The 23,983-nt window shown below is 67.8% G+C and carries 25 protein-coding genes; 9 read left to right on the forward strand and 16 right to left on the reverse strand.

What is annotated here, in order from left to right; genetic code table 11:
- Positions 1 to 163: 163 nt before the first annotated feature.
- Positions 164 to 1,219: a L,D-transpeptidase gene (locus ACCQ10_RS07030; protein ID WP_372362605.1), complete on the reverse strand. Its 1,056-nt coding sequence runs from the start codon at positions 1,217 to 1,219 to the stop codon at positions 164 to 166.
- 235 nt (positions 1,220 to 1,454) lie between these two features.
- Positions 1,455 to 2,549 carry an alkene reductase gene (locus tag ACCQ10_RS07035; protein ID WP_372362606.1) on the reverse strand — a complete coding sequence of 365 codons (1,095 nt, stop codon included), beginning with the start codon at positions 2,547 to 2,549 and terminating at the stop codon, positions 1,455 to 1,457.
- A gap of 244 nt (positions 2,550 to 2,793) precedes the next feature.
- Here ACCQ10_RS07035 and ACCQ10_RS07040 point away from each other — a divergent pair, with 244 nt between their 5' ends.
- The 7 genes from ACCQ10_RS07040 (at position 2,794) to ACCQ10_RS07070 (ending at position 8,349) form a co-directional block, all read left to right on the forward strand.
- Positions 2,794 to 4,002 carry an MFS transporter gene (locus ACCQ10_RS07040; protein WP_372362607.1) on the forward strand — a complete coding sequence of 403 codons (1,209 nt, stop codon included), beginning with the start codon at positions 2,794 to 2,796 and terminating at the stop codon, positions 4,000 to 4,002.
- 277 nt (positions 4,003 to 4,279) lie between these two features.
- Positions 4,280 to 4,456 (forward strand): hypothetical protein, encoded by a 177-nt coding sequence (locus ACCQ10_RS07045; RefSeq protein ID WP_184369818.1) that lies wholly within the window; start codon positions 4,280 to 4,282, stop codon positions 4,454 to 4,456.
- Between the two features lie 213 nt (positions 4,457 to 4,669).
- A complete protein-coding gene (locus ACCQ10_RS07050; protein ID WP_372362608.1) occupies positions 4,670 to 5,125 on the forward strand; it encodes a PA2169 family four-helix-bundle protein in 456 nt (151 codons plus the stop codon).
- Positions 5,126 to 5,408: 283 nt separating this feature from the next.
- Positions 5,409 to 6,008, forward strand: a complete 600-nt coding sequence (gene thpR / locus ACCQ10_RS07055; RefSeq protein ID WP_372362609.1) for an RNA 2',3'-cyclic phosphodiesterase — start codon at positions 5,409 to 5,411, stop codon at positions 6,006 to 6,008.
- Positions 6,009 to 6,053: 45 nt separating this feature from the next.
- Positions 6,054 to 6,659, forward strand: coding sequence for an HD domain-containing protein (locus tag ACCQ10_RS07060; protein ID WP_372362610.1), 606 nt, complete (start codon positions 6,054 to 6,056; stop codon positions 6,657 to 6,659).
- A 64-nt stretch (positions 6,660 to 6,723) separates the two neighbouring features.
- On the forward strand, positions 6,724 to 6,906 hold the full coding sequence (locus tag ACCQ10_RS07065) for an oxidoreductase-like domain-containing protein (RefSeq protein ID WP_039414658.1): 183 nt from the start codon (positions 6,724 to 6,726) through the stop codon (positions 6,904 to 6,906).
- Between the two features lie 69 nt (positions 6,907 to 6,975).
- Positions 6,976 to 8,349 (forward strand): virulence factor, encoded by a 1,374-nt coding sequence (locus ACCQ10_RS07070; protein WP_372362611.1) that lies wholly within the window; start codon positions 6,976 to 6,978, stop codon positions 8,347 to 8,349.
- Positions 8,350 to 8,640: 291 nt separating this feature from the next.
- On the opposite strand, the gene mprF is transcribed toward ACCQ10_RS07070, so the two are convergent.
- A complete protein-coding gene (mprF, locus tag ACCQ10_RS07075) occupies positions 8,641 to 11,205 on the reverse strand; it encodes a bifunctional lysylphosphatidylglycerol flippase/synthetase MprF (protein WP_372362612.1) in 2,565 nt (854 codons plus the stop codon).
- A gap of 262 nt (positions 11,206 to 11,467) precedes the next feature.
- Between mprF and ACCQ10_RS07080 the strand changes: the two genes are divergently transcribed.
- Together ACCQ10_RS07080 and ACCQ10_RS07085 are read left to right on the forward strand one after the other, a co-directional pair.
- Positions 11,468 to 12,181: a DUF998 domain-containing protein gene (locus ACCQ10_RS07080; protein ID WP_234401120.1), complete on the forward strand. Its 714-nt coding sequence runs from the start codon at positions 11,468 to 11,470 to the stop codon at positions 12,179 to 12,181.
- 10 nt (positions 12,182 to 12,191) lie between these two features.
- Positions 12,192 to 12,539 carry a RidA family protein gene (locus ACCQ10_RS07085; protein WP_064509159.1) on the forward strand — a complete coding sequence of 116 codons (348 nt, stop codon included), beginning with the start codon at positions 12,192 to 12,194 and terminating at the stop codon, positions 12,537 to 12,539.
- Positions 12,540 to 12,691: 152 nt separating this feature from the next.
- On the opposite strand, the gene ACCQ10_RS07090 is transcribed toward ACCQ10_RS07085, so the two are convergent.
- From ACCQ10_RS07090 to ACCQ10_RS07150, 13 genes are all read right to left on the reverse strand, one after another.
- Positions 12,692 to 13,762 carry an SAM-dependent methyltransferase gene (locus ACCQ10_RS07090; RefSeq protein ID WP_047693688.1) on the reverse strand — a complete coding sequence of 357 codons (1,071 nt, stop codon included), beginning with the start codon at positions 13,760 to 13,762 and terminating at the stop codon, positions 12,692 to 12,694.
- A gap of 17 nt (positions 13,763 to 13,779) precedes the next feature.
- Positions 13,780 to 14,562 carry a DUF1295 domain-containing protein gene (locus ACCQ10_RS07095; RefSeq protein WP_184374044.1) on the reverse strand — a complete coding sequence of 261 codons (783 nt, stop codon included), beginning with the start codon at positions 14,560 to 14,562 and terminating at the stop codon, positions 13,780 to 13,782.
- The gene (locus tag ACCQ10_RS07100; protein ID WP_372362613.1) at positions 14,559 to 15,104 is read right to left on the reverse strand and encodes a DUF2878 domain-containing protein; all 546 of its coding nucleotides are present in this window, start codon (positions 15,102 to 15,104) and stop codon (positions 14,559 to 14,561) included. Before ACCQ10_RS07100 ends, ACCQ10_RS07095 begins: the two co-directional genes overlap by 4 nt.
- Positions 15,101 to 16,393, reverse strand: a complete 1,293-nt coding sequence (locus ACCQ10_RS07105; RefSeq protein ID WP_372362614.1) for a class I SAM-dependent methyltransferase — start codon at positions 16,391 to 16,393, stop codon at positions 15,101 to 15,103. The genes ACCQ10_RS07100 and ACCQ10_RS07105 overlap by 4 nt, the downstream gene beginning before the upstream one ends.
- Entirely contained in the window at positions 16,390 to 17,274 is an 885-nt protein-coding gene (locus ACCQ10_RS07110; protein WP_372363074.1) for a DUF1365 domain-containing protein, read from the reverse strand. Before ACCQ10_RS07110 ends, ACCQ10_RS07105 begins: the two co-directional genes overlap by 4 nt.
- Positions 17,274 to 18,524: an NAD(P)/FAD-dependent oxidoreductase gene (locus ACCQ10_RS07115; protein ID WP_372362615.1), complete on the reverse strand. Its 1,251-nt coding sequence runs from the start codon at positions 18,522 to 18,524 to the stop codon at positions 17,274 to 17,276. Before ACCQ10_RS07115 ends, ACCQ10_RS07110 begins: the two co-directional genes overlap by 1 nt.
- A complete protein-coding gene (locus tag ACCQ10_RS07120) occupies positions 18,521 to 19,519 on the reverse strand; it encodes a fatty acid desaturase (protein ID WP_166778154.1) in 999 nt (332 codons plus the stop codon). Before ACCQ10_RS07120 ends, ACCQ10_RS07115 begins: the two co-directional genes overlap by 4 nt.
- A 344-nt stretch (positions 19,520 to 19,863) precedes the next feature.
- Positions 19,864 to 20,697: an anti-sigma factor gene (locus tag ACCQ10_RS07125; protein ID WP_372362616.1), complete on the reverse strand. Its 834-nt coding sequence runs from the start codon at positions 20,695 to 20,697 to the stop codon at positions 19,864 to 19,866.
- The gene (locus ACCQ10_RS07130) at positions 20,694 to 21,257 is read right to left on the reverse strand and encodes a sigma-70 family RNA polymerase sigma factor (RefSeq protein WP_372362617.1); all 564 of its coding nucleotides are present in this window, start codon (positions 21,255 to 21,257) and stop codon (positions 20,694 to 20,696) included. Before ACCQ10_RS07130 ends, ACCQ10_RS07125 begins: the two co-directional genes overlap by 4 nt.
- A 58-nt stretch (positions 21,258 to 21,315) precedes the next feature.
- A complete protein-coding gene (locus ACCQ10_RS07135; protein WP_039412359.1) occupies positions 21,316 to 21,681 on the reverse strand; it encodes a DUF4345 family protein in 366 nt (121 codons plus the stop codon).
- 85 nt (positions 21,682 to 21,766) lie between these two features.
- Positions 21,767 to 22,555 (reverse strand): hypothetical protein, encoded by a 789-nt coding sequence (locus ACCQ10_RS07140; RefSeq protein WP_372362618.1) that lies wholly within the window; start codon positions 22,553 to 22,555, stop codon positions 21,767 to 21,769.
- Between the two features lie 177 nt (positions 22,556 to 22,732).
- Positions 22,733 to 23,152: an Rnf electron transport complex subunit RnfB gene (gene rnfB / locus ACCQ10_RS07145; RefSeq protein ID WP_372362619.1), complete on the reverse strand. Its 420-nt coding sequence runs from the start codon at positions 23,150 to 23,152 to the stop codon at positions 22,733 to 22,735.
- A gap of 7 nt (positions 23,153 to 23,159) precedes the next feature.
- On the reverse strand, positions 23,160 to 23,750 hold the full coding sequence (locus ACCQ10_RS07150; protein ID WP_372362620.1) for an HAD family hydrolase: 591 nt from the start codon (positions 23,748 to 23,750) through the stop codon (positions 23,160 to 23,162).
- Positions 23,751 to 23,983: the final 233 nt, after the last annotated feature.

Consider the following 23,983-nt stretch of genomic DNA (forward strand, 5'->3'; position numbering starts at 1 on the left):
GCATCATGTGCCGGCGTCGGCGCCGCGACAATCGCCCGGCAGCGGGGCGCAGGTGTGTGCCGCGATCAGCCCGGCACACGCAGGCAGGCCCTACCCGGCGTGGGCCCCGTATCGGCAAGCCGAGCTTGGCGAACCCTGCGCCACGCGTTGGTGCGCACGTGTGCTACGGCGTGTCGGGCGGGTCCGAATCCAGCACCTGCAGCTTGCCGCCGGTGGTCTCCGGCAGGATGCGCTGGTCGGTGGCGACCAACACCACGCCCGGCGTCAGCAGCGGCAGCAGATTGGCCAGGAATGCCGGCGGCACCTGCAGGCGCGCAATGGTGCCGGCATCCAGCGGCTGGCCTGCCGCCGCAGCGCTGCCGGGAATGCCGATGCGCATCCAGTTGGGCATGCGATGACCGGGCAGGCCGGGGTTGTCGCCCGGCAGGAAACCCTGGCCGACGATGAAGGCCTGCGTGCCCAGCGGTGCTGCACCAGGGGGTGCGTGCAAGGCCACCTGCGCGCGGCCGATCTCCACGCCATTGCGGTACACCACCAATTGCTGGTCGGTGCTGCTGATCAGCATCGAGATCGGGCCGGTGGGCGCCAGCGCCGGTTGCCAGGCAAATGCCTGGCCATTGGGGAGCGGCAACACGGGGCGCTCGGCGCCGGTGGTCGGGTCGATCGGGCTGAGCGCGCGTGGATGCACCACATCGTCGGCACTGACACCGGCCTGCGCGACCACCACCACCATGCCCATGTTGGAATTGTCGAACAGCAACCGGGCAAATTCCGATGGCAGATGCACGCAGCCATGCGACTCCGGGTAGCCCGGCAGGCCGCCGGCATGCAGCGCCACGCCGTCCCAGGTGAGCCGCTGTTGATACGGCATGGGTGCGGCGTTGTAGAGATTGGAACGGTGGTCCTTGTCCTTCTGCAGGATGGTGAACACGCCGGTGGGGGTCTCGTGCCCGGGCTTGCCGGAGCTGATGGTGGACACGCCGATCAGGATGCCGTTGCGATACGCATAGGCGCGTTGCTCGGTGAGGCTGACGATGACGGCCATCGGGCCCCAGCCTTTACTGACACCGCCCCAGATCCATTCGCCCGGTTTGAGCTGGGCCGGCAGGGTGTCGGCGGGACTGGACTGGCGCGCACCCCAGAACGGCACGGCCAGCGCCTGGCCACCGACCAGCAATGTGCAGAGCAGCGCAAAAGGAAGAAGGCGGCGCATGGGCATTCCAGGATCAGGGGCTGCCTGGATGCTAGCGGGGAGCGCTGTGCGCGTCATGTGGCGACGGCGCGCAAGCGACGTGCGAAGCGAACCTGTCGCTGCGGTCCATGCGGCCAACCGGCCACTGCGATGGAGACGGAAAGAGAGCGCTCAGGCAGTGCGTGGTGCGCGGACGCTACGCGCCACCGGCCGGCCATCGCCGCGCTGGATGCGGCAATGACCGGCCGGTGTGCCTAGAGGATCACTCCGGCAGTGCGGGGTAGTCGGTGTAGCCCTTGGCGCCGCCGCCGTACATGGTGGCCTGATCGACCTCGGCCAGCGGTGCGTTCTCGCGCAGGCGACGCACCAGATCCGGGTTGGCGATGAAGGGGCGCCCGTAGGCGATCGCATCGGCATAGCCGCTGCTGATGGCCTGTTCGGACATGGCGCGGTCGTAGCCGTTGTTGGCGATCCAGGCACCGTCGAACTTGGCGCGCAGCGCCGCGTAATCGAAGGCGATGTTGTCGCGCGGGCCACCGGTGGCGCCTTCGATCACGTGCACGAAGGCCAAGCCGCCGATCAGGCTCAGCCGCTCCACCGCACGTTCGAACAACGGCTGCGGGTCGGAGTCGTGCGCGCCATAGACCGGAGTGACCGGCGACAACCGCACGCCGGTGCGCTCGGCACCGATCTCGTCGGCAATGGCCTGCACCACTTCGATCAGCAGCCGCGTGCGGTTTTCGATATCGCCACCGTAGGCATCGGTGCGCTTGTTGGCGCTGTCACGCAGGAACTGGTCGAGCAGGTAGCCATTGGCGGCATGCACTTCCACGCCATCGAAACCGGCGTCGATCGCGTTGCGTGCGGCACGGCGGTAGTCCTCGATCAGCGCGGGGATTTCGTCCAGCGCCAGTGCGCGCGGTTCGGACACATCCTCGAAGCCGTTCTGGGTGTAGGTCTTGCCTTCGGCACGAATGGCGCTGGGCGCGACCGGTACTTCGCCGGGGGGCAGTACGCTGGTGTGCGACACGCGGCCGACATGCCACAGCTGCAGCACGATCTTGCCGCCACGGCGATGCACTTCATCGGTGACGGTGCGCCAGCCGGCGACCTGTTCCGGAGTGTGGATGCCAGGCGTGTCCAGGTAGCCCTGGCCGAGCGGACTGATCTGCGTGCCTTCTGCCACGATCAGGCCGGCGGTGGCGCGCTGGCCGTAATACTCGGCGGCAAGCGGCGAGGGCACCTGCCCGGCACCGGCGCGGTTACGCGTCAGCGGCGCCATGATCACGCGGTTGGCAAGATCCAGCGCGCCCAGGCGCACCGGGGAGAACAACGGAGATTCAGTGGATTTGGACATCAGCAACCAGTGTTTGGGATCACACGCAAAGCGCGGCGCCACGACGATCGCGGTGCCCCACAGCGATGGTGGCGCGGCGGGCGGGATTCGAGCGGCGTCAGTAGGACACAGCGTCTTTCGCAAGCACCCAAGCGGAGCGAACCGTGACCCGCGAGGCCTTGGCGCGGCATCGCTGTGACGTGCGGCCTTTCGCCGAATGCTGCATTGCACAATAATAGGCCGCCCCGTCATTCTGGAGTCGGGCATGTCCGATACCGAGCTGTCCGCGCCGCGCGTGCCGCGCCGCGATTACGTGCTGATCCTGCTCGCGCTGGCGATGGGCGGCTTTGCGATCGGCATCAGCGAATTTTCCACCATGGGCCTGATGACGCAGATTGCGCAGGGCCTGCAGATCAGCGAGCCGCAGGTTGGCCATGTCATCAGCGCCTATGCCTTGGGCGTGGTGGTCGGCGCACCGCTGCTGGCGATCCTGGGCGCGCGCTGGCCGCGACGCACCTTGCTGTTACTGCTGATGGTGTTCTACGCACTGGGTAACCTGGCCAGTGCGTTGGCGCCCGGCTACCACGCCATGTTGGTGTGCCGCTTCATCGCCGGCTTGCCGCATGGCGCGTATTTCGGCGTCGCCTCGCTGGTGGCAGCCTCGATCAGCCCGCCCAATCAGCGCGCCACCGCCGTCGGGCGCGTGCTGCTGGGGTTGAGCGTTGCGTTGCTGGTCGGCAACCCGCTGGCGACCTGGCTGGGGCAGGTCGTCAGCTGGCGTTGGTCGTATGCCTCGGTCTCGGTCATCGCGCTGGGGACGGTGGCCGCGGTGGCCGCGCTGTTGCCGCCCGCACCGGATGAGCCGCGCCAGCAGCCGCTGTGCGAGCTGCGTGCGTTCAATCGGGCGCAGGTGTGGCTGGCCCTGGCGATCGGAGCCGTCGGGTTTTCAGGCATGTTCTGCGTTTTCAGTTATCTGGCGCCGACCCTCACTGCCGTTACCGGCGTGGCACCGGCACGCATTCCGCTGGCCATGGCGGCGTTCGGCGTCGGCGGTGTGCTCGGCAGCATTGCCGGCGGTTGGTTGTTCGACCGGATGCAGTTCCGTGCGGTGCCGGTGCTGCTGGTGTGGTCGATCGTGGTCATGTTGACCTTTCCGTTGGCCGCGCATGCGGGGCAGTGGGTGTTCGTCTCCATCGTGGCAGTCGGCACGATGGGCGCGCTGGCGCCGGCCTTGCAGACGCGCCTGATGGACGTGGCGGCCGAGGCGCAGACGCTGGCAGCGGCCTCGAACCATGCCGCATTCAACACCGCCAATGCCCTGGGCCCCTGGCTGGGCGGCATGGCGATCACCGCTGGCTGGGGCTGGACATCCACCGGCTATGTCGGTGCAGCAACCGCGCTCGGCGGGCTGTTGGTGTACGCATGTGCGGTGTGGCAGGAGCAGCGCCAGCGCAGTCTGGCGACCAACTGCTGAGCAAGTGCGCCGGGCGGCCGCACGCATCGCCCGGCGTGCACGGGCGCGCATCTCGATCGATGGCCTGTCGCTGCGTGCTGCTGCATGCCACTCATCATCCCCGGCACTCGGCTGCACACAGACACGTGGCGCAAGGCCTCACTGCAGTGCCGTGCCTTGACGCGCGTGCTCGCTGTCGGAGCGGCGATGCCAACCGCGCACGCCAGCCGCATCCACAGCCAACTCACGGTACGCGCCCGAGACTGCGCGCTTGACCACAAGCGAGCAGGACCGCGCCATGACCGACTTCACGCCACCGCCGTGGAAGCGCCCCAATCCGACGTCCAAACGCGCCTCGACGCCACTGACCGACGCCCAGAAGGCAGCGGCAAGACAACGCGCCGAAGCGGCCGGGCGGCCGTACCCGAACCTGGTCGACAACATGTGGGCCAGCCGGCAGCCGAAAGGGTCTTGATGCGCCGTTGGCATCGATGAATCGCGATTCATCGGCCGCACGAAGGCGTGAGGATGACGCGCACATTGCTCACATGTCGATTATGGGTGCGAGCCCAGGATGAGGCCGTACACAACGCAAGGCATCGCAATCAACGCATCGATTGCGCTTCTCCCCGAAAGCCGGCGCATTGCACCCCCGTGCAGCGCGGCCCATCCAAACAAGGAGCGACACATGAGCATCCAGAGCAAGACCGAGCACAGCCTCAACGACCTCATCGCCATTTCCCGCGACGGTAAGGACTTCTACGACGAAGCGGCGTCCAAGGTGGGCGATGCAGAGCTTGCAACGTTGTTCCGCCGCATTGCCGGCGTCAAGACCGACATCGTGAGCAGCCTGAGCAGCGTGGTCACCTCGGTGGGCGGCACGCCGGAGCAGCACGGCACCATGGTTGGCAGCATGCAGCAGTTCTACGGCAAGGTCCGTGCAACGCTGGGCGACACCAAATACGGTTACGTGGCCGAGCTGGAAGAGTCGGAAGATCGCCTGCTGAAGGCGTTCGACGAAACCATCGCCGATGTAGACACGCCGGCCGCTGCGCGCGATGCCGCACTGCGCCTGCTGCCGGAAGTGCGCGCATGTCACGACGTGATGCGTAACCGCAAGCACGCGATGAAGAGCGCCGCATAAGGATGAAGAGCGCCGCATAAGAGCGCGGCGCGTCCGAAGTGCATCTGGATTGATGCAGCTCCGGAGTAAACCGATACAGGCGGGAAACGGGTGGCGCAAGCTGCCCGTTTCTTTTTGTGTCAGATGCGAAGCAACAATGCGACAACGCACGATGGCGGTTCCACGTCAGTATCGCGTTCCACGTTGAAGCCGATGGCAGGCAGCGTATTCGCCGCGCGTCGTGTCTGCTAGTATCCGCCGCCCTTCTTCACCCAGGCCTGCGCAGGCGGTCGTGGACTCAACCATGAAGCAGCAGTTTCTGTATTTGTCATCGGCCGAGGCGCAGTTGTCGCTCGGACTGGGGGAAGAAAAGACGACCGAGCGGCTGTTCTTTGCGGTGATGGCCGATGCGGACACTGCCGAACGCGCGGGTCGTATCAGTGAAGGCCTGCTGCAAGGCGGGGTCGATGGAAAGCCGCTATCACGCGACCGCCTGCATGTGACCCTGCACCATCTTGGCGACTATGCCGGTGGTTTGCCGCCGTCGCTGGTCAGCCGTGCCAGCCAGGCCGCCGACCGTGTGGCCTTGCAGGCGTTCGAGGTGGAGTTCGACCGGGTCGGTACCTTTGGTGGACGGCGGTCGCAACTGCCTTGCGTGCTGCGCGGCGAAGAGCGCGTACGCGGCCTGTACGAGTTGCAGGGCGCGCTGGGCCGTCAGCTGGCGCATGTGGGCATTGCCGGCGATGCGCAGTACACGCCGCACATGACGCTGCTGTATTGCAATCAGGCCGTGCCGCAACGGCGCTGCGACGCGCTCGCGTGGACCGTGCGCGAGTTTGCGCTGGTACGCAGCTTCCTCGGCCAGTCGCGGTACCAGCTCGAAGGCCGCTGGCCGCTGCGCTGAGCGCCCGTGTGTAGACGCAGGCCCCGGGTGCGGTAGCCTGCACGGATGGACACCTCGACACCCCTGCCGCTGCACGCCGATCACCTGGCCGCGTTGGAGCAGGCCTATGCCACGCCGCCGCGCGCCTATCACCACTTCGGCCACGTGCGCGCGCTGCTGCAGCACTATGCCGAGGTCGCCAGCGGGCCGGGCTGGCAACAGCCGGCCGAGGTGTGGCTGGCGGTGCTGTTCCACGATGCGGTGTATCAACCCGGGCGCAGCGACAACGAGGCGCAATCGGCGGCGTGGGCGCTGGAATGCAGTGCGCGCTGGTGGCCGCAGGCCGCCGTGGATCTGCAGCGCGTACAGGCGCTGATCTTGCTCACTGCGCGGCACGGCCAGCTCGAGCCGCAGGATGTGGACCAGGAGGCGGCGCTGTTTCTGGACTGCGATATGGCGATCCTGGCGGCGCCGGCAGACGTCTTCGATGCCTACGACCGGGCGATTGCCGAGGAGTATCGCGGCCATGTCCCCGCGCTGCTGTTCCGGCTCAATCGCCGCCGCTTCCTGGCCGGCCTGCTCAAGCGTCCACGCATCTTTCTCAGCGACTATTTCCACGCGCGCCTGGATGCTGCCGCGCGGGCCAACCTGCTGCGGCGCCTGGGCCGCTGAACTGTCCGCAGCGGGGGGGGGCGCATCAACCGGGCGCTGCAGGTGCGCACGCTACAATGGCCGCATGCACGAGCGCGCCGTTTCCACCGCCGATCCACGTCCGCAACCGCCACAGGCGCCGGCCCCCAACGAATGCTGCGAAAGCGGTTGCCCGTTGTGCGTGCACGATCTGTACGCCGAAGAACTGGCGCGCTACCGCCAGGCGCTGGCCGCCTGGGAAGCCCGGCAATCGCCGCAGGCGCGATAAGCGAAGCGCCACGCTTCGCGATGCCGCCTGGAACGATTATCTTTGGACCACTTTCCGCGATGGTGCGACATGCGACGACTTGAAATGTGGGGCGCGCTCTGCGGCGCGGCGGTGTTGACGCTGTCGGGATTGGCTGCCGCGCAGGCGCCTGAGCCGGTCACTCACGGCCGGTTCGAGCAGGTGCCGGTGCTGATGCCCAAGGGCGAACCGCAACGGGTGGTGATCTGGTTCGCGGGCGCCGGCAATGCCGCAACGCGCCAGGCGCAGGTCGAGGCATTGCGCGACGACGGCGCGATGGTGGCGGTGGTGGATACCGCGCACCTCTACGCGGTGGTGCGCAAGGACGGCGGCGCCTGCGCGTTTTCGGTCGGCGACGTGGAGAATTTCTCCCGCTATGTGCAGGCCTTCTATCACATCCCCACCTACCGTCTGCCGCTGCTGGTGGGCGACGGCGAAGGCGCGGCGTTGGCCTATGCCATCGGCGCGCAGGCCAAGCTGCATGTGCTGGCCGGCGTGCTCACCGATGGCCTATGCCCGGCGACGGTATCCGACCAGGCGATCTGCCAGCCGGGCGTGCGTCCGGGCAGCAACACGTTGGTGCCGTCGCCGTTGCAGATTCCGTGGGTGCTTGCCGGCAGCCAGGACAAACGGTGCCCTGCGGCGGCCGAGGCGGCCTTCATCAAGCAGATCCCGCAGGCGCGCACCTTCACGCGCTCTGCCAAGGGCGACATCCTGCCGGGCCTGCGCGCTGCGGCGCGCTCGCTGGGCGAGCAGAAGGGCGTGGCGTTGCCGCCGCCCCCCGGTGGCCTGGCCGACCTGCCGGTGGTCGAGCTGCCGGCCAAGCCGGACGGCGACAGCGACGACGACACCTTCGTGATCTTCGTTTCCGGCGACGGCGGCTGGGCCGGACTGGATGAAGAAGTGGCCGACGCGCTGGCCGCGCAGGGCATTCCTGTGGTTGGCCTGGATTCGCTGCGTTATTTCTGGACCGAGCGCACCCCGCAGGGCTTTGCCACGGATCTGGACCGCATCGCGCGGGTTTATGCGCAGCGCTGGCAGCGCAAGCGCGTGGTGCTGATCGGCTTCTCGCAAGGTGCCGATGTGTTGCCGGCGGCGATCAACAAGCTACCCGCACAGACCAGGCAAAACATTCGCATGACCGCGCTGTTGTCGGTGGGCAAGCTGGCCGACTACGAATTCCACGTCAGCAACTGGCTGGGTTCGGACGACGAAGGCCTGCCGATCGCGCCGGAGGTGCAACGCCTGCCCGCCAGCACCACGGTCTGCATCTACGGCCAGGACGACGACGACGCGCTGTGCCCCAGCCTGCCGGCGCAGGCGGCCACGCGGGTGGCGCTGCCGGGCGATCACCATTTCAAGGGCGATTACGCGACCCTGGCCAAGGTGATCGTGGAGCAGTTGCACGCGCTGTCGAAGCCGTAAAAGAGCAGGGCATCTGTGGGCTGGTTCGGCCCGACGCCGGGCCGACGCAGGCCGGTAACCCGGTCGTCGCCGTTCGGTTCGGCCTCCGTCCAGCCTGGCAGGCCCTCGGCATTTCTTTCCGCAACCGACACCAATCGCTGGTGCTTGCGCGGGTGCCGGTGTGGGACCTCGAGCGGCATGGATGCCGCGCCGGAGCCTGCATGGACGGACTTGCGGCGTGTCCCACGCCGGCACGCGTGCAAGCGCCCGAAGCAGAGCGAGGCATCGCGTAACTGCAGGTATCGAGCGGCCTTACTCCTGCCGGCCCGGATCAACCGAGATCAAGCGGGTGACATCCAGCAATGCGGCCGGCAGATGCATGCCGCCGGGCGCCACCAGGTAGCGCGGGCGCCAGGTCGGGGCGAACTTCGACTTGAAGCGACGCAGCCCGCTGAACCCGTAGAAGCGTTCGCCATGGCGTGCCACCAGGCTGGCGAAGCGGTTCCAGCGGCCGGCCAGGCGATGCTCGGCCAACCCGGACAATGGCGCCATGCCCAGCGAGAAGCGCTTGTAGCCGTTGGCCTGGCCCCACAGGAACAGCTCGATGAACAGGAAGTCCATCGTGCCCTTGGGGGCTTCGGCGCTGTGCCGCATCAGGTCCACCGACAGCTCGCCGCCGGCCGGCGCCCACCACACGTTGGCGAAGGCCACGATCCGGCCTTCCGCCTCGGCCACCGCCACCGGAAAACGGCGCAGGTAGTCGGCATCGAAGCTGCCCAGCGAAAAGCCCTTTTCTTCGCCGGCCTTTTCGTCCAGCCACTGCTCGGACACCTCGGCCAGGCGCGGCAACACCGCATCCACCTGGTCGGGCTGCAGCATGCGGAAGGTCAGGCCGCTGCGCTTGCCGCGGTTCCAGGCCTGGCGCAGATCGGCGCGGTCACGGCCTTCCAGGGTGAAGTTCTCCAGCGGCACGATCGCCTCTTCGCCCAGCTTGACCAGGGTCATGCCCATGTCCAGGTAGCTCTGCCAGTATTTCTCGCCCACCTGATAGAACACCGGACGCAGGCCCATGTGGTCGGCCTCCTCGCGGAAACGCCAGATCAGTGCGCGCGCCACTTCGGGCGGGCCCACCGGGTCGCCCATCGAAATCAGCGACCCGCCATAGCGCTGCATCATCACGAAGCCGCGGTTGCCCTCATCGAACAGGAACGCCTTGTCGCCGGTCAACGCCAGGCAGGCCTGGGTGTCGGTGCTGGTCTCCAGGATCGGCGCCAGCGCCTGCAGGGCCTGCGCATCGGCCGGCGGCATCGGCCGGCGCCCACCACGCAGCAGGCGCGCCATGCCGAACACGATCACGCCCACGCACAGGATCAGCGCCGCGCGCAGCGCACGCGGTGCATTGGCCGAGGTGGCGAACTCCCACCACAGATCGTTGCTGTATTCGACGTGGCTGTAGACGAAGAACAGCAGCCAGAACGTGGCCACCAGCACCAGGCCCAGGTTGCTCAGCCAGCGCCAGGACCAGGCTTCGTCCAGCAGCGCGCCCTGGCGGTAGAACTCGCGGCGCGCCGCCCATAGCGCCAGCGCGGCCAATGCGGCCGACAGCGACACCGAGATATGGCTGCCGCGCAGCAAGGCCAGCGGCGGCACCAGCACGCACACGCCCAGCGCCAGCATCCAGGCCGCGTGACTGCGGCGCTGCAGGCCCTGGCCGATCAGCAGCAGCATCATGCCGCCCAGGCTGACCAACAGATGCGAGGTTTCGATCAGCGGCAATGGCGCCACTTCCTGGCGCGCGCGCGGGGTGGGCAGGGTGCCGTCGATCATCAGCGCCGCGCCCACCGCAAACACCGCCAGGGCCAGGATCTGCGGCAACCACGGGCGCAGCGCCTTCCACACCGTGCGTGCAGTACTGGCACTGGCGCGTACCGGTGCGCCCAGCCCCGAGGCGGCGGCCATGGCCACCGAAATCAGCAGCGGCACGATGTAGTAGGTGACGCGGTACGCCAGCGCCGCGGCCAACACGGCGGCAGGCGTTACATGCGGCAGCAGCTTGAGCAGGCTCCATTCGAACACGCCCAGCCCGGCCGGCACGGTGGAGATCAGGCCGGCGACCACCGCCACCAGCCAGATACCGATGAAGCCGAAGTAGCCGGTGCCCGGGTCCGGTGGCAGCAGCACGTAGAACGCCGCAGCGGCCAGGCCCAGTTCGACCACGCTCAGGGCGGTCACGCCGAGCACGGTGGTGCGGTCGGGCAGCCAGAAGCGATGGCTGCGGATGCCGAATTCGCGGCCCTGTCTGCCCACCAGCACCAGCATGGCCACATACCCCACCAGCAAGGCGATGCCGGCGATGCGGATGGCGTCGGCGGTGATCGGCAAGGCGCGCGCGGCCGCTTCCGGTTCCAGCATCAGCGCCAGCCCGAGCAGGACCCAGGCGCCGAAGATGAAGCCCAGCGTGCTCATCAGCACCACCTGGCCGATCTCGGCCAGGGTCAGCCCGACGCTGCCATAGCCGCGCAGGCGCACGGCGCCACCGGTGAGTGCGGCAAAGCCCAGGGTCTGGCCCACCGCATGCGCCATGAAGGCGGTGATGCCCACCCGCGCCGGATGCAGCCGCTTGCCGGTGCGCTTGAGCCCTACCCAGTCAAAGCCCACCAGGCATGCGTAGCTGCTCAACCCCAGCAGCAGCGTCAGAGCGATCTGCCCCGCACCCAGCGCACGGAACGCCTGGCGGATCTGGCGATACCCATGGTCGGTGAACTGCGCCGACAGCGCATGCAGCGCCATCGCCAGGATGGCCAGGCTGATGATGACCGGCAGGGCGCGACGCCAACCGCTGGAAGGCGCTTCGGTAGACATGGGGGTATCCGTCATGAGGGCAACGGGATCTGCATAAGAGGGAAGGAAGACGCATGCACGAGATGTGCCGCGGGCGCGGTGGGTCTGCATGGGCCGGACGGTTGGAGAAGCATGCAGCGTGATCGCGTCAGTGCCGAAACAGGGTGAACGCACGGCGCGATCGGGCCGGCACCTGTCGGCACGGGCCGGCCGCGCGCATCATAGGGCAAAGGCACACGCAGGTGCCGCAGGGGACACAGATGCACTGCACCACAGTTGGAAGGCAGACAGGCTACTGATGGGCACTCCGGACCTTGGCGCGCCGGCAGCGCCCATGTCGGCGGCAACGTCGCCGCCGCCGCACTGGAGCGGCCAGGCCGGTGCGCTTGCCGCCGGCGCCGGCAGCGCCTTCATCGGCCTGGTGGTGCTGCTGCAATGGCTGCGCGACGACCTGTGGTGGATCGATGCGCAACTGAGCGCCTATCTGCATGGATCCTACGGCCTGCTGCTGCGCACCGCGTATTGCCTGCTGGCGGCGGCAATGGCGTGGCTGGCGGCGGGCGTTTACGCGGCGCTGGCGCCGGTGGCACGCAGCCGCACGGTACTGGGCCTGTTCTGGTGTGCGGCGCTTGGCCTGTGCGCGGTGTCGATCGGCGACAGCTGGATGCCGCAGCTGGCGCCGGATGCGGCACCGATGGTGCACGTGCTGTCGGCGGACGCCACGTTCCTGTGCGTGATCGCTGCGGTCTTGCTGCAATCGTGGTATTTCCGCCGCGATCGGGCGTGGCGCGCGCATTTTGTCGGCGCTTTCGCGTTGGGCTGGGCGGCGTTCGCGGCCTTGCTGTTCCATGTCACGGTCAGCGGCGCGCCGCTGGGCATCAGCCAGAAGATCGCCATCGTGCTGATCGTGGTCTGGATGGTGCGGGTCGGGCTGTGGCTGCGGCGCGTCGCGCGGGATGGGGCTGCACGCCTCGCGCATTCGCGGGACAATGGCCGGGTCCACCAACCGTAGGAAGTCAGAAATGCTGCAGCGATTCGATGCGGGTCCGCGTATGTCCGAGATGACCGTCCATGGCGGCGTGTGTTACCTGGCCGGCCAGATTGCCGAAGACACCAGCGAAGACATCACCGGGCAGACCCGCCAGGTACTGGGCGAGATCGACAAGCTGCTGGCGCTGGCCGCCAGCGACAAGACCAAGATCCTGCGCGCCGAAATCTACCTGGCCGACATTGCCGACTTCGACGGCATGAACGCCGCCTGGGACGAATGGGTACCGCATGGCTTCACCCCGGCGCGTGCCACCGTCGAGGCCAAGTTGGCGCGGCCGGAATGGAAAGTGGAAATCGTGATCACCGCCGCGGCGGGCTGATCGCACGATTCGCCGCGGCGATCGAGCGGCTGCACGGGGCAAGGCGCCGCCCCGTGCACGGAAGTGCATGCACTGCGGTTCCGAGTGCGTGCCGCCTCCGATGCCTGGGACGCCAGCCATCACCGCACTCCTGTGCCAACCGCCGCGGACGATCAGCGCTTGACGAAGCGGTAGTGCGCCACGCCCCATTCGCGGCCCTGGTCGTAGCCGAACAGCTCCGCGCAGGCCAGCCAGAACATGCGCCAGCGCTGCCACCAACGCTGCGCGTCGTCGCCATAGGTCTGGCGCAGCAACGGCATGATCTGGTCGCGGTGGCGGTCCTGGTTTTCCAGCCAGGCATTGGCGGTCTTTTCGTAATGCTCGCCCGACAGCACCCAGCGCTGTTCGATGACCACGTCCTGCTGAAAGTGCAGCAGCGTATCGGCTGCCGGCATCAGCCCGCCGGTGAAGAAATGCCGCCCCATCCAGTTGTCTTCGCCGGCCACTTCGAACGGGTAGGCCAGATCGCGGTGGCAGAAGATATGCACGAACAACTTGCCGCCCGGCGCCAGCCAGCTGCCCACGCGTGCCAGCAGGTCGCGGTAATTGCGCATGTGCTCGAACATCTCCACCGAGACCACGCGGTCGAAGTTGCCGGGTGGCAGCGCCAGCGCGTTGACGTCAGCGGTGATCACCTGCACGTTGCCCAGGCCACGGATGCGGCACTGCTCCAGGATATGCGCGCGCTGCGGGCGTGAGTTGGACACCGCCGTGATGGTGGCATTGGGGTAACGCTCGGCCATCCACAGGGTCAGCGAGCCCCAGCCGCAGCCCAGCTCTAGGATGCGCTGGCCGTCGGCCAGCTCGGCGCGCTCGCCGTACAGCGCCAGCATGCGTTCTTCGGCCGCATCCAGATCCGGCGTGCTCGCATCCCAGTAGCAACTGCTGTACTTCAGCCGCTTGCCCAGGCACAGGGTGAAGAACTGCGGCGGCAATTCGTAGTGCTGGCGATTGGCCGCATCGGTTTCGATGGCGATGGCGCTGGCGCGCAGGCTGTCGATGAAGGCGCGCTGGCGCTCGCCGTTGGCATCGGCATCGTGACCGCGCTCATCGCGCAGGCGCTGCGCGCACAGACGGCGGATGCCGTAGCGCAATGCGGCGTCGGGCAGCACCCCCGATTCGGCCAGGCGGGTGGCAAAGGCTTCTTCGGGCAGCGAGGAGGGCGGGGCGGTGACGGTGGACATGCAACTCTCCAGGCAACTCAGGACGAAGGGGGAAGCGGGAAAAACGCACTGGTGGTGCGCTGGTAATGCGCGTAGTCCTCGCCACGCGAGCGCAGTGCCTGCTGCTCGGTGTAGGGAATACCGGTGAAGCGATACAGGAACACGAACATCACCACCGGCCCGAGCGCGCACAGCGCCACCGGCCAGGGCCCGGCCCCGACCGCCAGCGCCAGATAGGCGAACCAGTGCACGAACTCGAAAAAATAATTGGGGTGGCGCGAGTAGCGCCACAGCCCCTTGCGGCAGGTGGTGCCGCGATTGGCCGGGTTGGCCTTGTGCGCCGACAGCTGCCGATCGGCCAGGGCCTCGCCACCCACGGCGATCAACCACACCACGATCGCGATACCGCTCCACACGCTCCAATGCGGCTCCGGATTGCTTGCTGCAGCCAGGAACGGCACCGCAAACAGCACCACCACCACCGCCTGCGCCAGGAAGAAGCCGAGAAACTTGGCCTGGCTGCCGTTCCAATGCTCACGCAATGCGCGGTAGCGGCCGTCTTCGTGCGGGTCGCCGAACACGCGCACACCCAGATGCCAGGCCAGGCGCGCGCCCCAGACGCCGCCGAGCACCGCCACCAGCACGCGCGGCAACGGCGCGCCGTCGGCCATCCACGCGCAATAGGGCGCGGCCAGCGCCAGACAGCCGGCCCACAACACATCCACCGGGCCGGCATTGCCGCTGCGGCGCTGCCACAGCCAGCCCAGCACCATCACCCCCGTGGCAAATAGCGCGACATGCAGCAGCGGCCAGGCAGTCATTGCAGTTCTCCGGTCATGGTCTGCGGCAATGGTCGCGCCAGGCGCTGTGCATACAGCGACAACACGCCGCAGGCCAGGCCCCAGCCAACACTCAGCGCGAGCGCTGCATGCAGTTGCGGCGGCAACAGCTCCACCGCATGCCAGCTGCGTTGCGCCAGCCAGTACGACACCGGCCCGAACACCGCGCCGAGCAGCACCGCCAGCCATGTCCGCTGCATCACGCTGCGCAAGGAGTGGTTGAGCGTGAGCGCAAAGCCCAGCCACAACGCCAGGATCCACGGCGGCGCCAGCACGCTCCCGGGCCAGGGTGCGGCGTAACGCAGCCAGCCGCCGGCGGCCAGGGTGGTATCCAGCAACAGCCCCAGCGACAGGCCGGCAACCATCAACTGCACATCGCCCGCAGCGCGTCGCGACGGCCACAGCTGATAAAAGGCAAACAGCGCCAGCACCAGCAGCGTGGGCCACATCCGCGCATGCGCGGCGGCGCTGACGGCTACCAGCCACAGCACCTGCAGGCCGAGATAGTTGCCGAGTTGCTTCATGCGCCCGCAAGGCCCGGCACGAACTGCGGTGGACGTGCGCCGGGCTTGCTCAGCCACAGGTGCACGTCGCCGATCGAGCGCTCCAGAAAGCCGGCCTCGCAATAGGCCAGATAGAACTCCCACATGCGGATGAAGCGTTCGTCGTAGCCCAGCGCACGCACGTGCGGCAGTTGCGCCATGAAACGCTGCCGCCAGGCGCGCAAGGTCAGTGCATAGCTGGGGCCGATGTCTTCCAGGTTGAACAGCCGCAGGTCGCTGGCGCGTGCGATCGCACCGGTCATCGCCGCCACCGACGGGATGAAGCTGCCGGGGAAGATGTGACGCTTGATGAAGTCCACCGAATGCAACGCCTGCTTGTAGCGATGATCTTCGATGGTGATGGCCTGGATCAGCGCTTCGCCGTCGTCGGCCAGCAGGCTGCCGACCTTGGCGAAATAAGTGTCCAGATACTGGTGGCCGATCGCCTCGATCATCTCGATCGAGACCACGCGGTCGAAGCGGCCTTGCAGGTCGCGGTAGTCGCTCAGCAGTACGGTGACCCGGTCGCCCAGGCCGGCATCGGCGATGCGTTGCGTGGCCAGGTCGAACTGCTCGCGCGAAATGGTGGTGGTGGTGACGCGACAGCCGTGCTCGCGCGCGGCATGCAGGGCAAAACCGCCCCAGCCGGTGCCGATCTCCACCACGTGATGCTGCGGACCCAGGCGCAGTTTCTGGCAGACGCGTTCGAGCTTGCGGGTGGCGGCGCGTTCCAGGGCGGCCTCGCCCTGCGCTTCTTCGCCATCGACGAAGATCGCCGAGGAATACATCAGGTTCTCATCCAGGAACAGCTTGAACAGCGGGTTGCCCAGGTCGTAATGCGCGGCGATATTGCGGCGGCTGCCGCTGCGGGTGTTGCGGGCCAGCGCGTGCAGGCTGCGCATCGCCCAGCCACCGATGCGTGCGGTGCCGGTTTCCATTGCATCGAGCCGCGCGCGGTTGCGCAGCAGCAGGCGCATCAGCGCGACCAGGTCGTCGCACTGCCACTGGCCATCCATGTACGACTCGCCGGCGCCCACGCTGCCGTTGAGCGCAGCCTGGCGATAGAAGCCGGGGTCGATGACGCGCAACTGCATCTGCAGCGCCTGCGCGCCGCTGGCGTTGCCGAGCGTGGTGACGCCGTCGGCCTCGTGCAGGTGCAGTTGCCCGTCGCGCAGCTCGCCGAGTGTGGCCAGCAGGCGCTTGCGCAACAGGCGGTCCGTCCAGGAGGCCGCGCGCGGCGCAGCGGTATCGGGCAGGGACGTGGCGTTCATCGGGGATCTCGCACAGGCGGATGGGGATGGTCGTGGACCGGGTTGCCGCGCAGCCACAGGCGCAGCGCCTGCCAGTGGATGGCGACCACCACCTGCACGGTCATCAGGGGATAAGCGAACAAGGTGCGCGCCAGGGTGCGCGCAGTCAGGGGCTGGCGTTGCAGCACCAAGGTGGCATCGAAGCGACGCACCGGGCTGTTGTCGATGGCGCCTGAGGCATCGTCGTCGAGCGCATCCAGCACGTCCATGTGCACACGCAGCTGCGCATCCGGCACGCTGAAGCGCCAGTCGTAGCGATGCTGCATGCCCATGAACGGCGACACGTGGAAGCGCTTGTCGAATCGCCATGCGTGCACATCGCGATGGGTACGCGCCTGTGCGACGGGCAGCACGTAGGTGTGCCGTTGTTGCCACGGCGTGTTGGTGATCTCCGCCACGATCCAGCGCAGCGCATCGTGGCGATCGAAGCAGTAATAGAAGCTCACCGGGTTGAACACATGCCCGAAGTAACGCAGATGCGTCAGCAGGCGGATCGCGCCCTCCGGGCGCTCGCCAGTGTGCGCGTGCACGCACGCACGCACCGCCTCGTCCAGCGGAATCTGCGGGTCGCCGAGATAATCGCTGCGGCGAAATTGCGCGAGATTGGCCCGGCCCACCGACCACAGCCAGCGGTGCGCAAACACCCGATCCAGCTCGGACAGGTCCAGGTACATCAGGAACAGGCGATAGCGGAAATCCAGCGGCTTGGGCACGAAGCGCCGATGCCGCACCCATCCGGTATAGACCGCGCTGCGCAGTGTGCCTGCCATGCTGGCGGAGCCGCTGTCCTCACCGGGAGGCAGCGGCACGGCCCCCTGGCCGGCTTCGCGCAGCAACTGCATCACCAGCTCACTCCCAGCGCGTGCGCCACGTCCGCGCCGCTGCGCAGGCCGTCTTCATGGAAGCCGAAGCCCCATGCGGCGCCGGCAAACCAGGTGTGCTGCACGCCCTGGATCTCGGCCTTGCGGCCCTGTGCCGCGAGTGCGGCCGCGTTCTGCACCGGGTGGCGATAGCGCATGCGTCGCAGCACCTTGTCCGGGTCGATGTCGTGATCGCGATTGAGGCTGACGATGAACGGCTGCGGCGATTCGATCGACTGCAGCGCGTTCATCCAGTAACTCACCGTGCAGGGCGCCTGCGGGTCGGCCGGTACGTGCGCATTCCACGCCGCCCAGGCACGCCGGTCGCGCGGCAGCACGCGGGCATCGGTGTGCAGCACGGTGTCGTTGTCCTGGTAGGTGATTCCGCCCAGGATCTGTCGCTCGGCATCGGTTGCATCGCTGAGCAATGCCAGCGCATCGTCGGCGTGGCAGGCCAGGACGACTTCATCGAAGTGTTCCTGGCCGCGCGAGGACGTCACCACCACGCCATCGGGCGCGCGCCGGATCGCGTGCACCGGCGTGGAGAGCCGCTCCAGCACCTGCCAGCGCCGACGCAGCGCACGCACGTAGCTGTTGGAGCCGCCGCGCACCACCTGCCATTGCGGCCGGCCGCTGATCTGGAGCATGTGATGGTTGGCCATGAAGCCGATCAACTGGGCCATCGGAAATTCTAGGATGGTCTGCGACGGCGAGGACCACAGCGCCGATGCCATCGGCACCAGGTGCTGGTCGCGGAACGCCGCCGAGTAGCCATGCCGCTGCAGATACGCGCCCAGGGTGCTGAAGCGTTCCTCGCTGTGCAGGACCGCCGGTGCCTGGCGGTAGAACCGGCGCAGGTCGGCCAGCATGCCCCAGAAGCGCGGGCTGAGCAGGTTGCGGCGCTGGCAGAACAGCCCATCCAGCGTGCCGGCGTTGTATTCCAGCCCGCTGCCGGCATCGTGCACCGAAAAACTCATCGTGGTCGGCTGGGCGGCCACGTCCAGTTCGGCAAACAGGCGGGTGAGCAACGGGTAGTGCTGCGGGTTGAACACGATGAAGCCGCTGTCCACCGCATAGCGCTGACCGTCCAGCTGGAGGTCATGCGTATGCGTGTGACCGCCCAGGTAATCCGCCGCTTCGAACAAGGTGACTTCGTAGCGACGCGACAACAGCCACGCGGCGCCCAGGCCGGCAATCCCGCTGCCGACCACGGCAATCTGGCCCTCGCTCATCGCGACACCCGCTGCGCGCGCCGGGTGAGCATGGCCGGCATCGGCTTGAGATCCCACACCAGCCCGACCCACGACATCGCCTTGAGGCCGTACCAGGTCATGTCGTACTCCCACCAACGCATGCCTTGCCGCGCCGAGCCGGGGAAGAAATGGTGATTGTTGTGCCAACCTTCGCCGAAGGTGATCAGCGCCAGCAGCCAGTTGTTGCGGCTGTCGTCGCGCGTGTCGAAGCGGCGGCTGCCGAAGCGGTGCGCCAGCGAGTTGATGGTGAACGTTGCATGGAACAGCGCCACGGTCGAAATGGCGAACCCCCACACCAGCAGCTGCGGCCCGGTGGTCTGCAGCGCCGGCGCCGCATCGGCCAGCCAGTCGCCAAGCAGGTACAGCCCCAGCGCCAGCAGCACCGGCATCACGATGTCGAAGCGGTCGAGAAAGCGCAGCTCGGCAAACCGGCGCAGATCCGGGATCACCTCCCAGTCGGTGCGGAAATTGCGCGGGGTCAGGAACCAGCCGGTATGGCTCCACCAGAAGCCATGCTGGGCCGGCGAATGCGGGTCGCGGCCGGTGTCGGTATGCCGATGATGGTTGCGGTGATGCGCCGCCCACCACAGCGGCCCGCGCTGCACGCAGGTGGCGCCGATGGCCGCAAACACGAACTGCAGCACGCGCGAGGTCTTGAACGCGCGATGCGAGAAATAGCGGTGATAGAACCCGGTAAGGGCGAACATGCGCAGCGCATACAGCGCCAACGCCGTACCGACCGCAAACCACGATGCGCCCACCCAGAACACCGCCAGGCAGGCCACATGCAGCGCAATGAAGGGCAGGGCACGCAGCCAGTCGATCCGGTCGGCGCGCGCCTCGTCCAGCGGCTCATCGGTTTGCGAATCCACCCAGCGGCGCAGGCTGCCGACACGGGACGCAACCCAGCCACGGCGCTGCGTGGATGGCGGCTGGGGCGGTGCAGCGCGAGGGTCGAGTTCAGTACTCGGCACGCATGAATCTCCATCGATAGTCGTGACCCTCTACGGAAACGGCCGGCCAATAGATGCACCAGCCCGCTTGATCGTCGCATGCATGGGTGAGGCCCGGTTGGCTGCGCCAGGCAATCGCGCAACGCGCACACCAATGTGTGCGCCCAGTATCACCGACGCGGATGAGGCTGCTTGTGAAAGACGCTGCGCAGACGGGGACGCATGCCAAGCAGATCGGCCCGCCATACGCAGGCCGGAGGCCCCCTGTCGACGGAAGTCGGCGCGGGGCAATGCACTGCGAAGACGGTTGGCTACCACCTGCTGCGCACCGTCATGCGACGCGCAGCAGGTGGGTGCCCGATGGATCAGGGCGCCATTGCCAGCGTGCTGATGCCGCCCTTGGCGACCACGGTGCCGGTGGCCACGCCACCCGGCGCACCGCCCGGCGGCTCCAGCGTCACGGCCAGGATCGCCTCGTTGCTCAACATGGGCATCAGCTGATCGGGAATCTGCGCGCGACGTGCGCGCTGGTCGTCGAAGGTGCCCATCGAATGCGCCTTGCCGTCGGGAGTGATCAGCCACAGCTCCGGTACCTTGTCGGCGGTGGCGGTGCGATCCAGCGGCGTCACGGTGATGGTGTGCTTGTCGGCATCCATCAGCGCCACATACCCCGGCCGGCCGTCCTCGGTGGCGAGGGTGGACGTCATGGCGATGCCGGTGGCCGGCGGCGGCATGACTGCAGGCGGGGTGACCGGCGTCTGCACGACAGGCCCCGGGGTCGGTGGCGGCACCGGGGCCTGCGGCGTGCGCAAGGTCAGCAGTGCGAGCACGCAGACGGCCGCGGTGGCAATGCCACCGGCGCTGGCCCAGCGCCAGAACCGCACGTTGTTCCACAACGGCGCGACCGGTGCGGTGGTCATGGCCGGCGTTGCCGAAGGCACGGCACGTAGCGGGGTGTCGAAGCCCAGGCTCCGGCGCACCTGCGCCCAGACCTGGTCGGGGGGCGTCACCGCGGCGATTTCTTCCAGCAGTGGCGCCAGATGCGCCTGCCACTGCAGCACCGCCTGCGCGAATTGACCGTCGGTAGCAATGCGCTGTTCGGCTGCCAGGCGCTCTTCGGCGCTCAGCAGGCCCAGTACGTATTCGCCGGCAAGCACGTCGCGCGGCGGTTCCTGGTCGATGGGAAAGGGCGTGCTCATCGTTCCAGACATGCCTTGAGTTTGGCCAGGCCGCGGCGGATCCAGCTCTTGACCGTGCCGATCGGTGTATCGGTGCGCGCGGCGAGTTCTTCGTAGGTGATGCCTTCGAAGAACGCGGTGCGGATCAATTCGCTGCGTGGCGGCTCGAGCTCGGCCAGGCAGTGGTCGATGCGCCGCCGCGTGCTGGCACGCTCGGTGCGCTCCAGCGGCGAGACATCGCCATCGCGCAGTTCACCTGCATCGTCCAGCGCCACGTTGCGGCGCTGCGGCGCGTTGGCGCGCAGGTGATCGATCGCCTTGTTGCGCGCGATCATCGCCAGCCAGGTCAGCCCGCGCGCACGGCTGGGGTCGAACTGGCCGGCCTTGTGCCAGATCAGCGTGAACACGTCCTGCAGCACCTCTTCGGCTTCGGCACGTTGCGGGATCATGCGCAGGCAGACCCCGAACAGTTTGGGCGAGGTCTGCCGGTACAGCGCTTCGAAGGCATGCCGGTCGCCGCCCGCGGTTGCGGTCAGCAGGCGTCCGGTTTCATCGTCGTCGTGGCCAGAAATGGCACTCATGCGGTCGGGCGTTGGGTAAGGTGGGGGCGATGCTACCGGACTGGGCAGGCGCTGTCTGTCACTTGCGCAGCCAGAGCAGCACGGCGGCGAGCAGCAGCAGGATCTCCACGCCGGCAAGCGCCACGGTAGGCGCGGAGACCGGCCACAGGCGCGCCAGCGAGACGCTGCGGAACAGCACGATGGGGACGTAGAAGGCCAGTGCGACCAGCAGGCCGGTGCGTGGCTGGTCGATCCAGGCGAAATAGCCGAACAGGAACGCCATGCCCAGCTGCAGGCCGCCATAGATGACCAGATATTCCGACTGGCCGGCCGGCGACAGCTGCGTGTAGCCGACCGCGTTTGCGGTCTTGGCCGGGGAAAGCGTGCACCAGATCGCCAGAACGACGTAGAGCACTGCGTTGATCCAGAGATAGGCTTTTGCCATGACGGTGGTCCTGTACGAGGAATGGGTGCCCGGGCCGTTGTACGCAACGGCGTGTGGTCGGGCGTGAAGATGTGGCGCGTGTGGCTCACGGCGCCTCGCAGCTGCGGGCCAGCGCCTGCTCGCGCGCCTGGCGCAGCTCGTCATCGGTGCTGGCACGCGCAGCGGTGTCCGGGAAAACGATGCGCACCCGCGGATAACGCCCCTGCGCATCGCGCAGGTTGCCGACGCCGCGGAATTCGAGCAGACGCCTGTTGGCGATGGAATAGCGCACCTCCAGCGACGGCACCGCCGCGCCGTACCACGCATCGAGCGAAATGCGCAAACGCCGCTGGCCGCCGCTGTCGCCGATGCGTTCGACCTTGAACGCCAGCTGCCGCTGCAGGCTGGGCAAAACGAAGTCCACGCGCTGCGGGGCGCCGGCGAGCGCGTCCCAGTGGGTGCGCAGATATGCATCGAAGCCGGCATCGATCACGCGCTCGTCTTCGCCGGCCGGCAGTGGCGTGTGGCGTTCGGGTTTGCCGGGCTGCTGCTGGAACATTTCGCGCACGCCATCGCGCCGACGCACGCCTTCGCGATAGCCGTCGCGTCCATCGAGCAGGCTGAAGTCGGGCGCGGTGCCGCCGCCTTCGACCTGCTTGCGCGCAAAGGGTTGCCCGTTCGGGCAGCGATACAGCACCAACCGGCCGCCGTCGTCGAGCAGCCAGTGCGATTCGCGATACCGCAGTGCGCCGTTGTCGGCATCGAAGGCATCGCCATCCACGCGCGTGACCGCTGCGGCCGACAGCGGTGCACTGCCCAGCACCAGCAGCAGCAACGGCGGGATCGGCCGGCAGTGTCTGGCCAGCGCGGCAACGGCAGCAGCAAATGGACGCATCGGTGGAATCCTCGATGGGAGTGCCTAGCAATACGGGCGCGGCCGCAGCACGGATGCGCCGGCGGGGTCAGGACGTTCCTGACTGCATGTAGGACTGGGGCCACCGGTCCGACGCCGCGCCGCGTCGCGCGGCTGGGAGCGCGCAGGGCCAGTACCGATGCGCGGGCAGGCCGATGCCTAGCCGGCGGCGTGCAGCACGATGCAATCCACCGGGCATGCCGGCAGGCACAGCTCGCAACCGGTGCACAGCGGTGCGATCACCGTGTGCATGTGCTTGGCACCGCCGACGATGGCATCCACCGGGCAGGCCTGGATGCACTTGGTGCAGCCGATGCAATCGGCTTCCACGATCCAGGCCACCTGCGGTGGTTTGTGCGCGCCGCGGCTGCGATCGAAGGGGCGCGCCGGCACATCCAGCACCCGGGCCAGCGCACGTGCGCCGGCATCGCCGCCGGGCGGGCAATGGTCCACGCCGGCACGCCCATCGGCCATGGCCTGCGCGTACGGGCGGCAGCCGTCGTAGCCGCACTGGCCGCACTGTGTCTGCGGCAGCAGGCGGTCGAGGCGTTCGACCAGGTCGGGCACAGGCGTGATCATTGCCGCATCAGTGCAGCGGGTGGCCGCGAAACCAGCGCTGTTGCGCCAGCGCGAGCATGGGTTTGTCTTCGCGGCTGTCGCCATAGGCATGCACGCACGCATAGTGCGACAGATCGTAGCGCACGCGAATCTGCGCGGCCTTGTACGGCCCGCAATCGCCCTCGGCATAGCGCCCGCTGAGGCGGCCGCCGTGGTGCTCCAGCCGGTTGCAGATCAGCGACAGCCCGTGTTGCGCGCACCACGGTTGCAGGTACAGATCCAGCGATGCCGACACCAGCACCACTTCGTGCCCCTGCGCCTGATGCCAGTCGATACGCTGCATCATCTCGGCACGCAACACGCCCGGGAGTGCGGTGCGCGCGTAATCGGCGCCATGCGCGACCATCTCGTCCAGCGCGCGGCCACTGAACACCAGGCGTGTCACGCGGGCGCGCAGGGCCGCTGCAGACACAATGCCCATGCGATAGCCAAGCACCCAGGGGCCGACCTGCCACTTTGCCGCTGCCACCTGCGCCGGCGCCGCCACCTTGCGCAGGAAGCGCGCGTAGGTGTCGCAGGTGGTGATGGTGTGGTCGAAATCGAACAGGGCCAGGTGCATGGGGGTTGGGATTGGGGGATTGGGGATTCGTGGGAGTTGGGGCGAGAGTCGGTTCGGGAGCGAGAGTCGGTAGCGAGAGTCGGGGAGGGCGCTGTATTTCTCGGGCCAATCCGTTTTTCCCTTCTCCCGGTGGGAGAAGGTGCCCCGCAGGGGCGGATGAGGGTACGGGCGAAGCCACGTGCAGTCTGGCAAGACGTCAGGGCTTCGCACCGTACCCTCACCCCAACCCCTCT

It is taken from the genome of Xanthomonas sp. NCPPB 1325 (genome assembly GCF_041477645.2).
GTDB classification, from domain to species: domain Bacteria; phylum Pseudomonadota; class Gammaproteobacteria; order Xanthomonadales; family Xanthomonadaceae; genus Xanthomonas; species Xanthomonas cannabis.

Coding starts and splice junctions, on each gene's coding strand:
- ACCQ10_RS07125 (WP_372362616.1), bottom strand. CDS start 20,697: ATGAGCACGCCCTTTCCCATCGACCAGGAACCGCCGCGCGACGTGCTT.
- ACCQ10_RS07080 (WP_234401120.1), top strand. CDS start 11,468: ATGGGCACTCCGGACCTTGGCGCGCCGGCAGCGCCCATGTCGGCGGCA.
- ACCQ10_RS07050 (WP_372362608.1), top strand. CDS start 4,670: ATGAGCATCCAGAGCAAGACCGAGCACAGCCTCAACGACCTCATCGCC.
- ACCQ10_RS07045 (WP_184369818.1), top strand. CDS start 4,280: ATGACCGACTTCACGCCACCGCCGTGGAAGCGCCCCAATCCGACGTCC.
- mprF (WP_372362612.1), bottom strand. CDS start 11,205: ATGACGGATACCCCCATGTCTACCGAAGCGCCTTCCAGCGGTTGGCGT.
- ACCQ10_RS07040 (WP_372362607.1), top strand. CDS start 2,794: ATGTCCGATACCGAGCTGTCCGCGCCGCGCGTGCCGCGCCGCGATTAC.
- ACCQ10_RS07110 (WP_372363074.1), bottom strand. CDS start 17,274: ATGCAGTTGCTGCGCGAAGCCGGCCAGGGGGCCGTGCCGCTGCCTCCC.
- ACCQ10_RS07085 (WP_064509159.1), top strand. CDS start 12,192: ATGCTGCAGCGATTCGATGCGGGTCCGCGTATGTCCGAGATGACCGTC.
- ACCQ10_RS07130 (WP_372362617.1), bottom strand. CDS start 21,257: ATGAGTGCCATTTCTGGCCACGACGACGATGAAACCGGACGCCTGCTG.
- ACCQ10_RS07115 (WP_372362615.1), bottom strand. CDS start 18,524: ATGAGCGAGGGCCAGATTGCCGTGGTCGGCAGCGGGATTGCCGGCCTG.
- ACCQ10_RS07100 (WP_372362613.1), bottom strand. CDS start 15,104: ATGAAGCAACTCGGCAACTATCTCGGCCTGCAGGTGCTGTGGCTGGTA.
- ACCQ10_RS07060 (WP_372362610.1), top strand. CDS start 6,054: ATGGACACCTCGACACCCCTGCCGCTGCACGCCGATCACCTGGCCGCG.
- ACCQ10_RS07065 (WP_039414658.1), top strand. CDS start 6,724: ATGCACGAGCGCGCCGTTTCCACCGCCGATCCACGTCCGCAACCGCCA.
- ACCQ10_RS07070 (WP_372362611.1), top strand. CDS start 6,976: ATGCGACGACTTGAAATGTGGGGCGCGCTCTGCGGCGCGGCGGTGTTG.
- rnfB (WP_372362619.1), bottom strand. CDS start 23,152: ATGATCACGCCTGTGCCCGACCTGGTCGAACGCCTCGACCGCCTGCTG.
- ACCQ10_RS07140 (WP_372362618.1), bottom strand. CDS start 22,555: ATGCGTCCATTTGCTGCTGCCGTTGCCGCGCTGGCCAGACACTGCCGG.
- ACCQ10_RS07150 (WP_372362620.1), bottom strand. CDS start 23,750: ATGCACCTGGCCCTGTTCGATTTCGACCACACCATCACCACCTGCGAC.
- ACCQ10_RS07090 (WP_047693688.1), bottom strand. CDS start 13,762: ATGTCCACCGTCACCGCCCCGCCCTCCTCGCTGCCCGAAGAAGCCTTT.
- ACCQ10_RS07035 (WP_372362606.1), bottom strand. CDS start 2,549: ATGTCCAAATCCACTGAATCTCCGTTGTTCTCCCCGGTGCGCCTGGGC.
- ACCQ10_RS07105 (WP_372362614.1), bottom strand. CDS start 16,393: ATGAACGCCACGTCCCTGCCCGATACCGCTGCGCCGCGCGCGGCCTCC.
- ACCQ10_RS07030 (WP_372362605.1), bottom strand. CDS start 1,219: ATGCCCATGCGCCGCCTTCTTCCTTTTGCGCTGCTCTGCACATTGCTG.
- ACCQ10_RS07095 (WP_184374044.1), bottom strand. CDS start 14,562: ATGACTGCCTGGCCGCTGCTGCATGTCGCGCTATTTGCCACGGGGGTG.
- ACCQ10_RS07135 (WP_039412359.1), bottom strand. CDS start 21,681: ATGGCAAAAGCCTATCTCTGGATCAACGCAGTGCTCTACGTCGTTCTG.
- thpR (WP_372362609.1), top strand. CDS start 5,409: ATGAAGCAGCAGTTTCTGTATTTGTCATCGGCCGAGGCGCAGTTGTCG.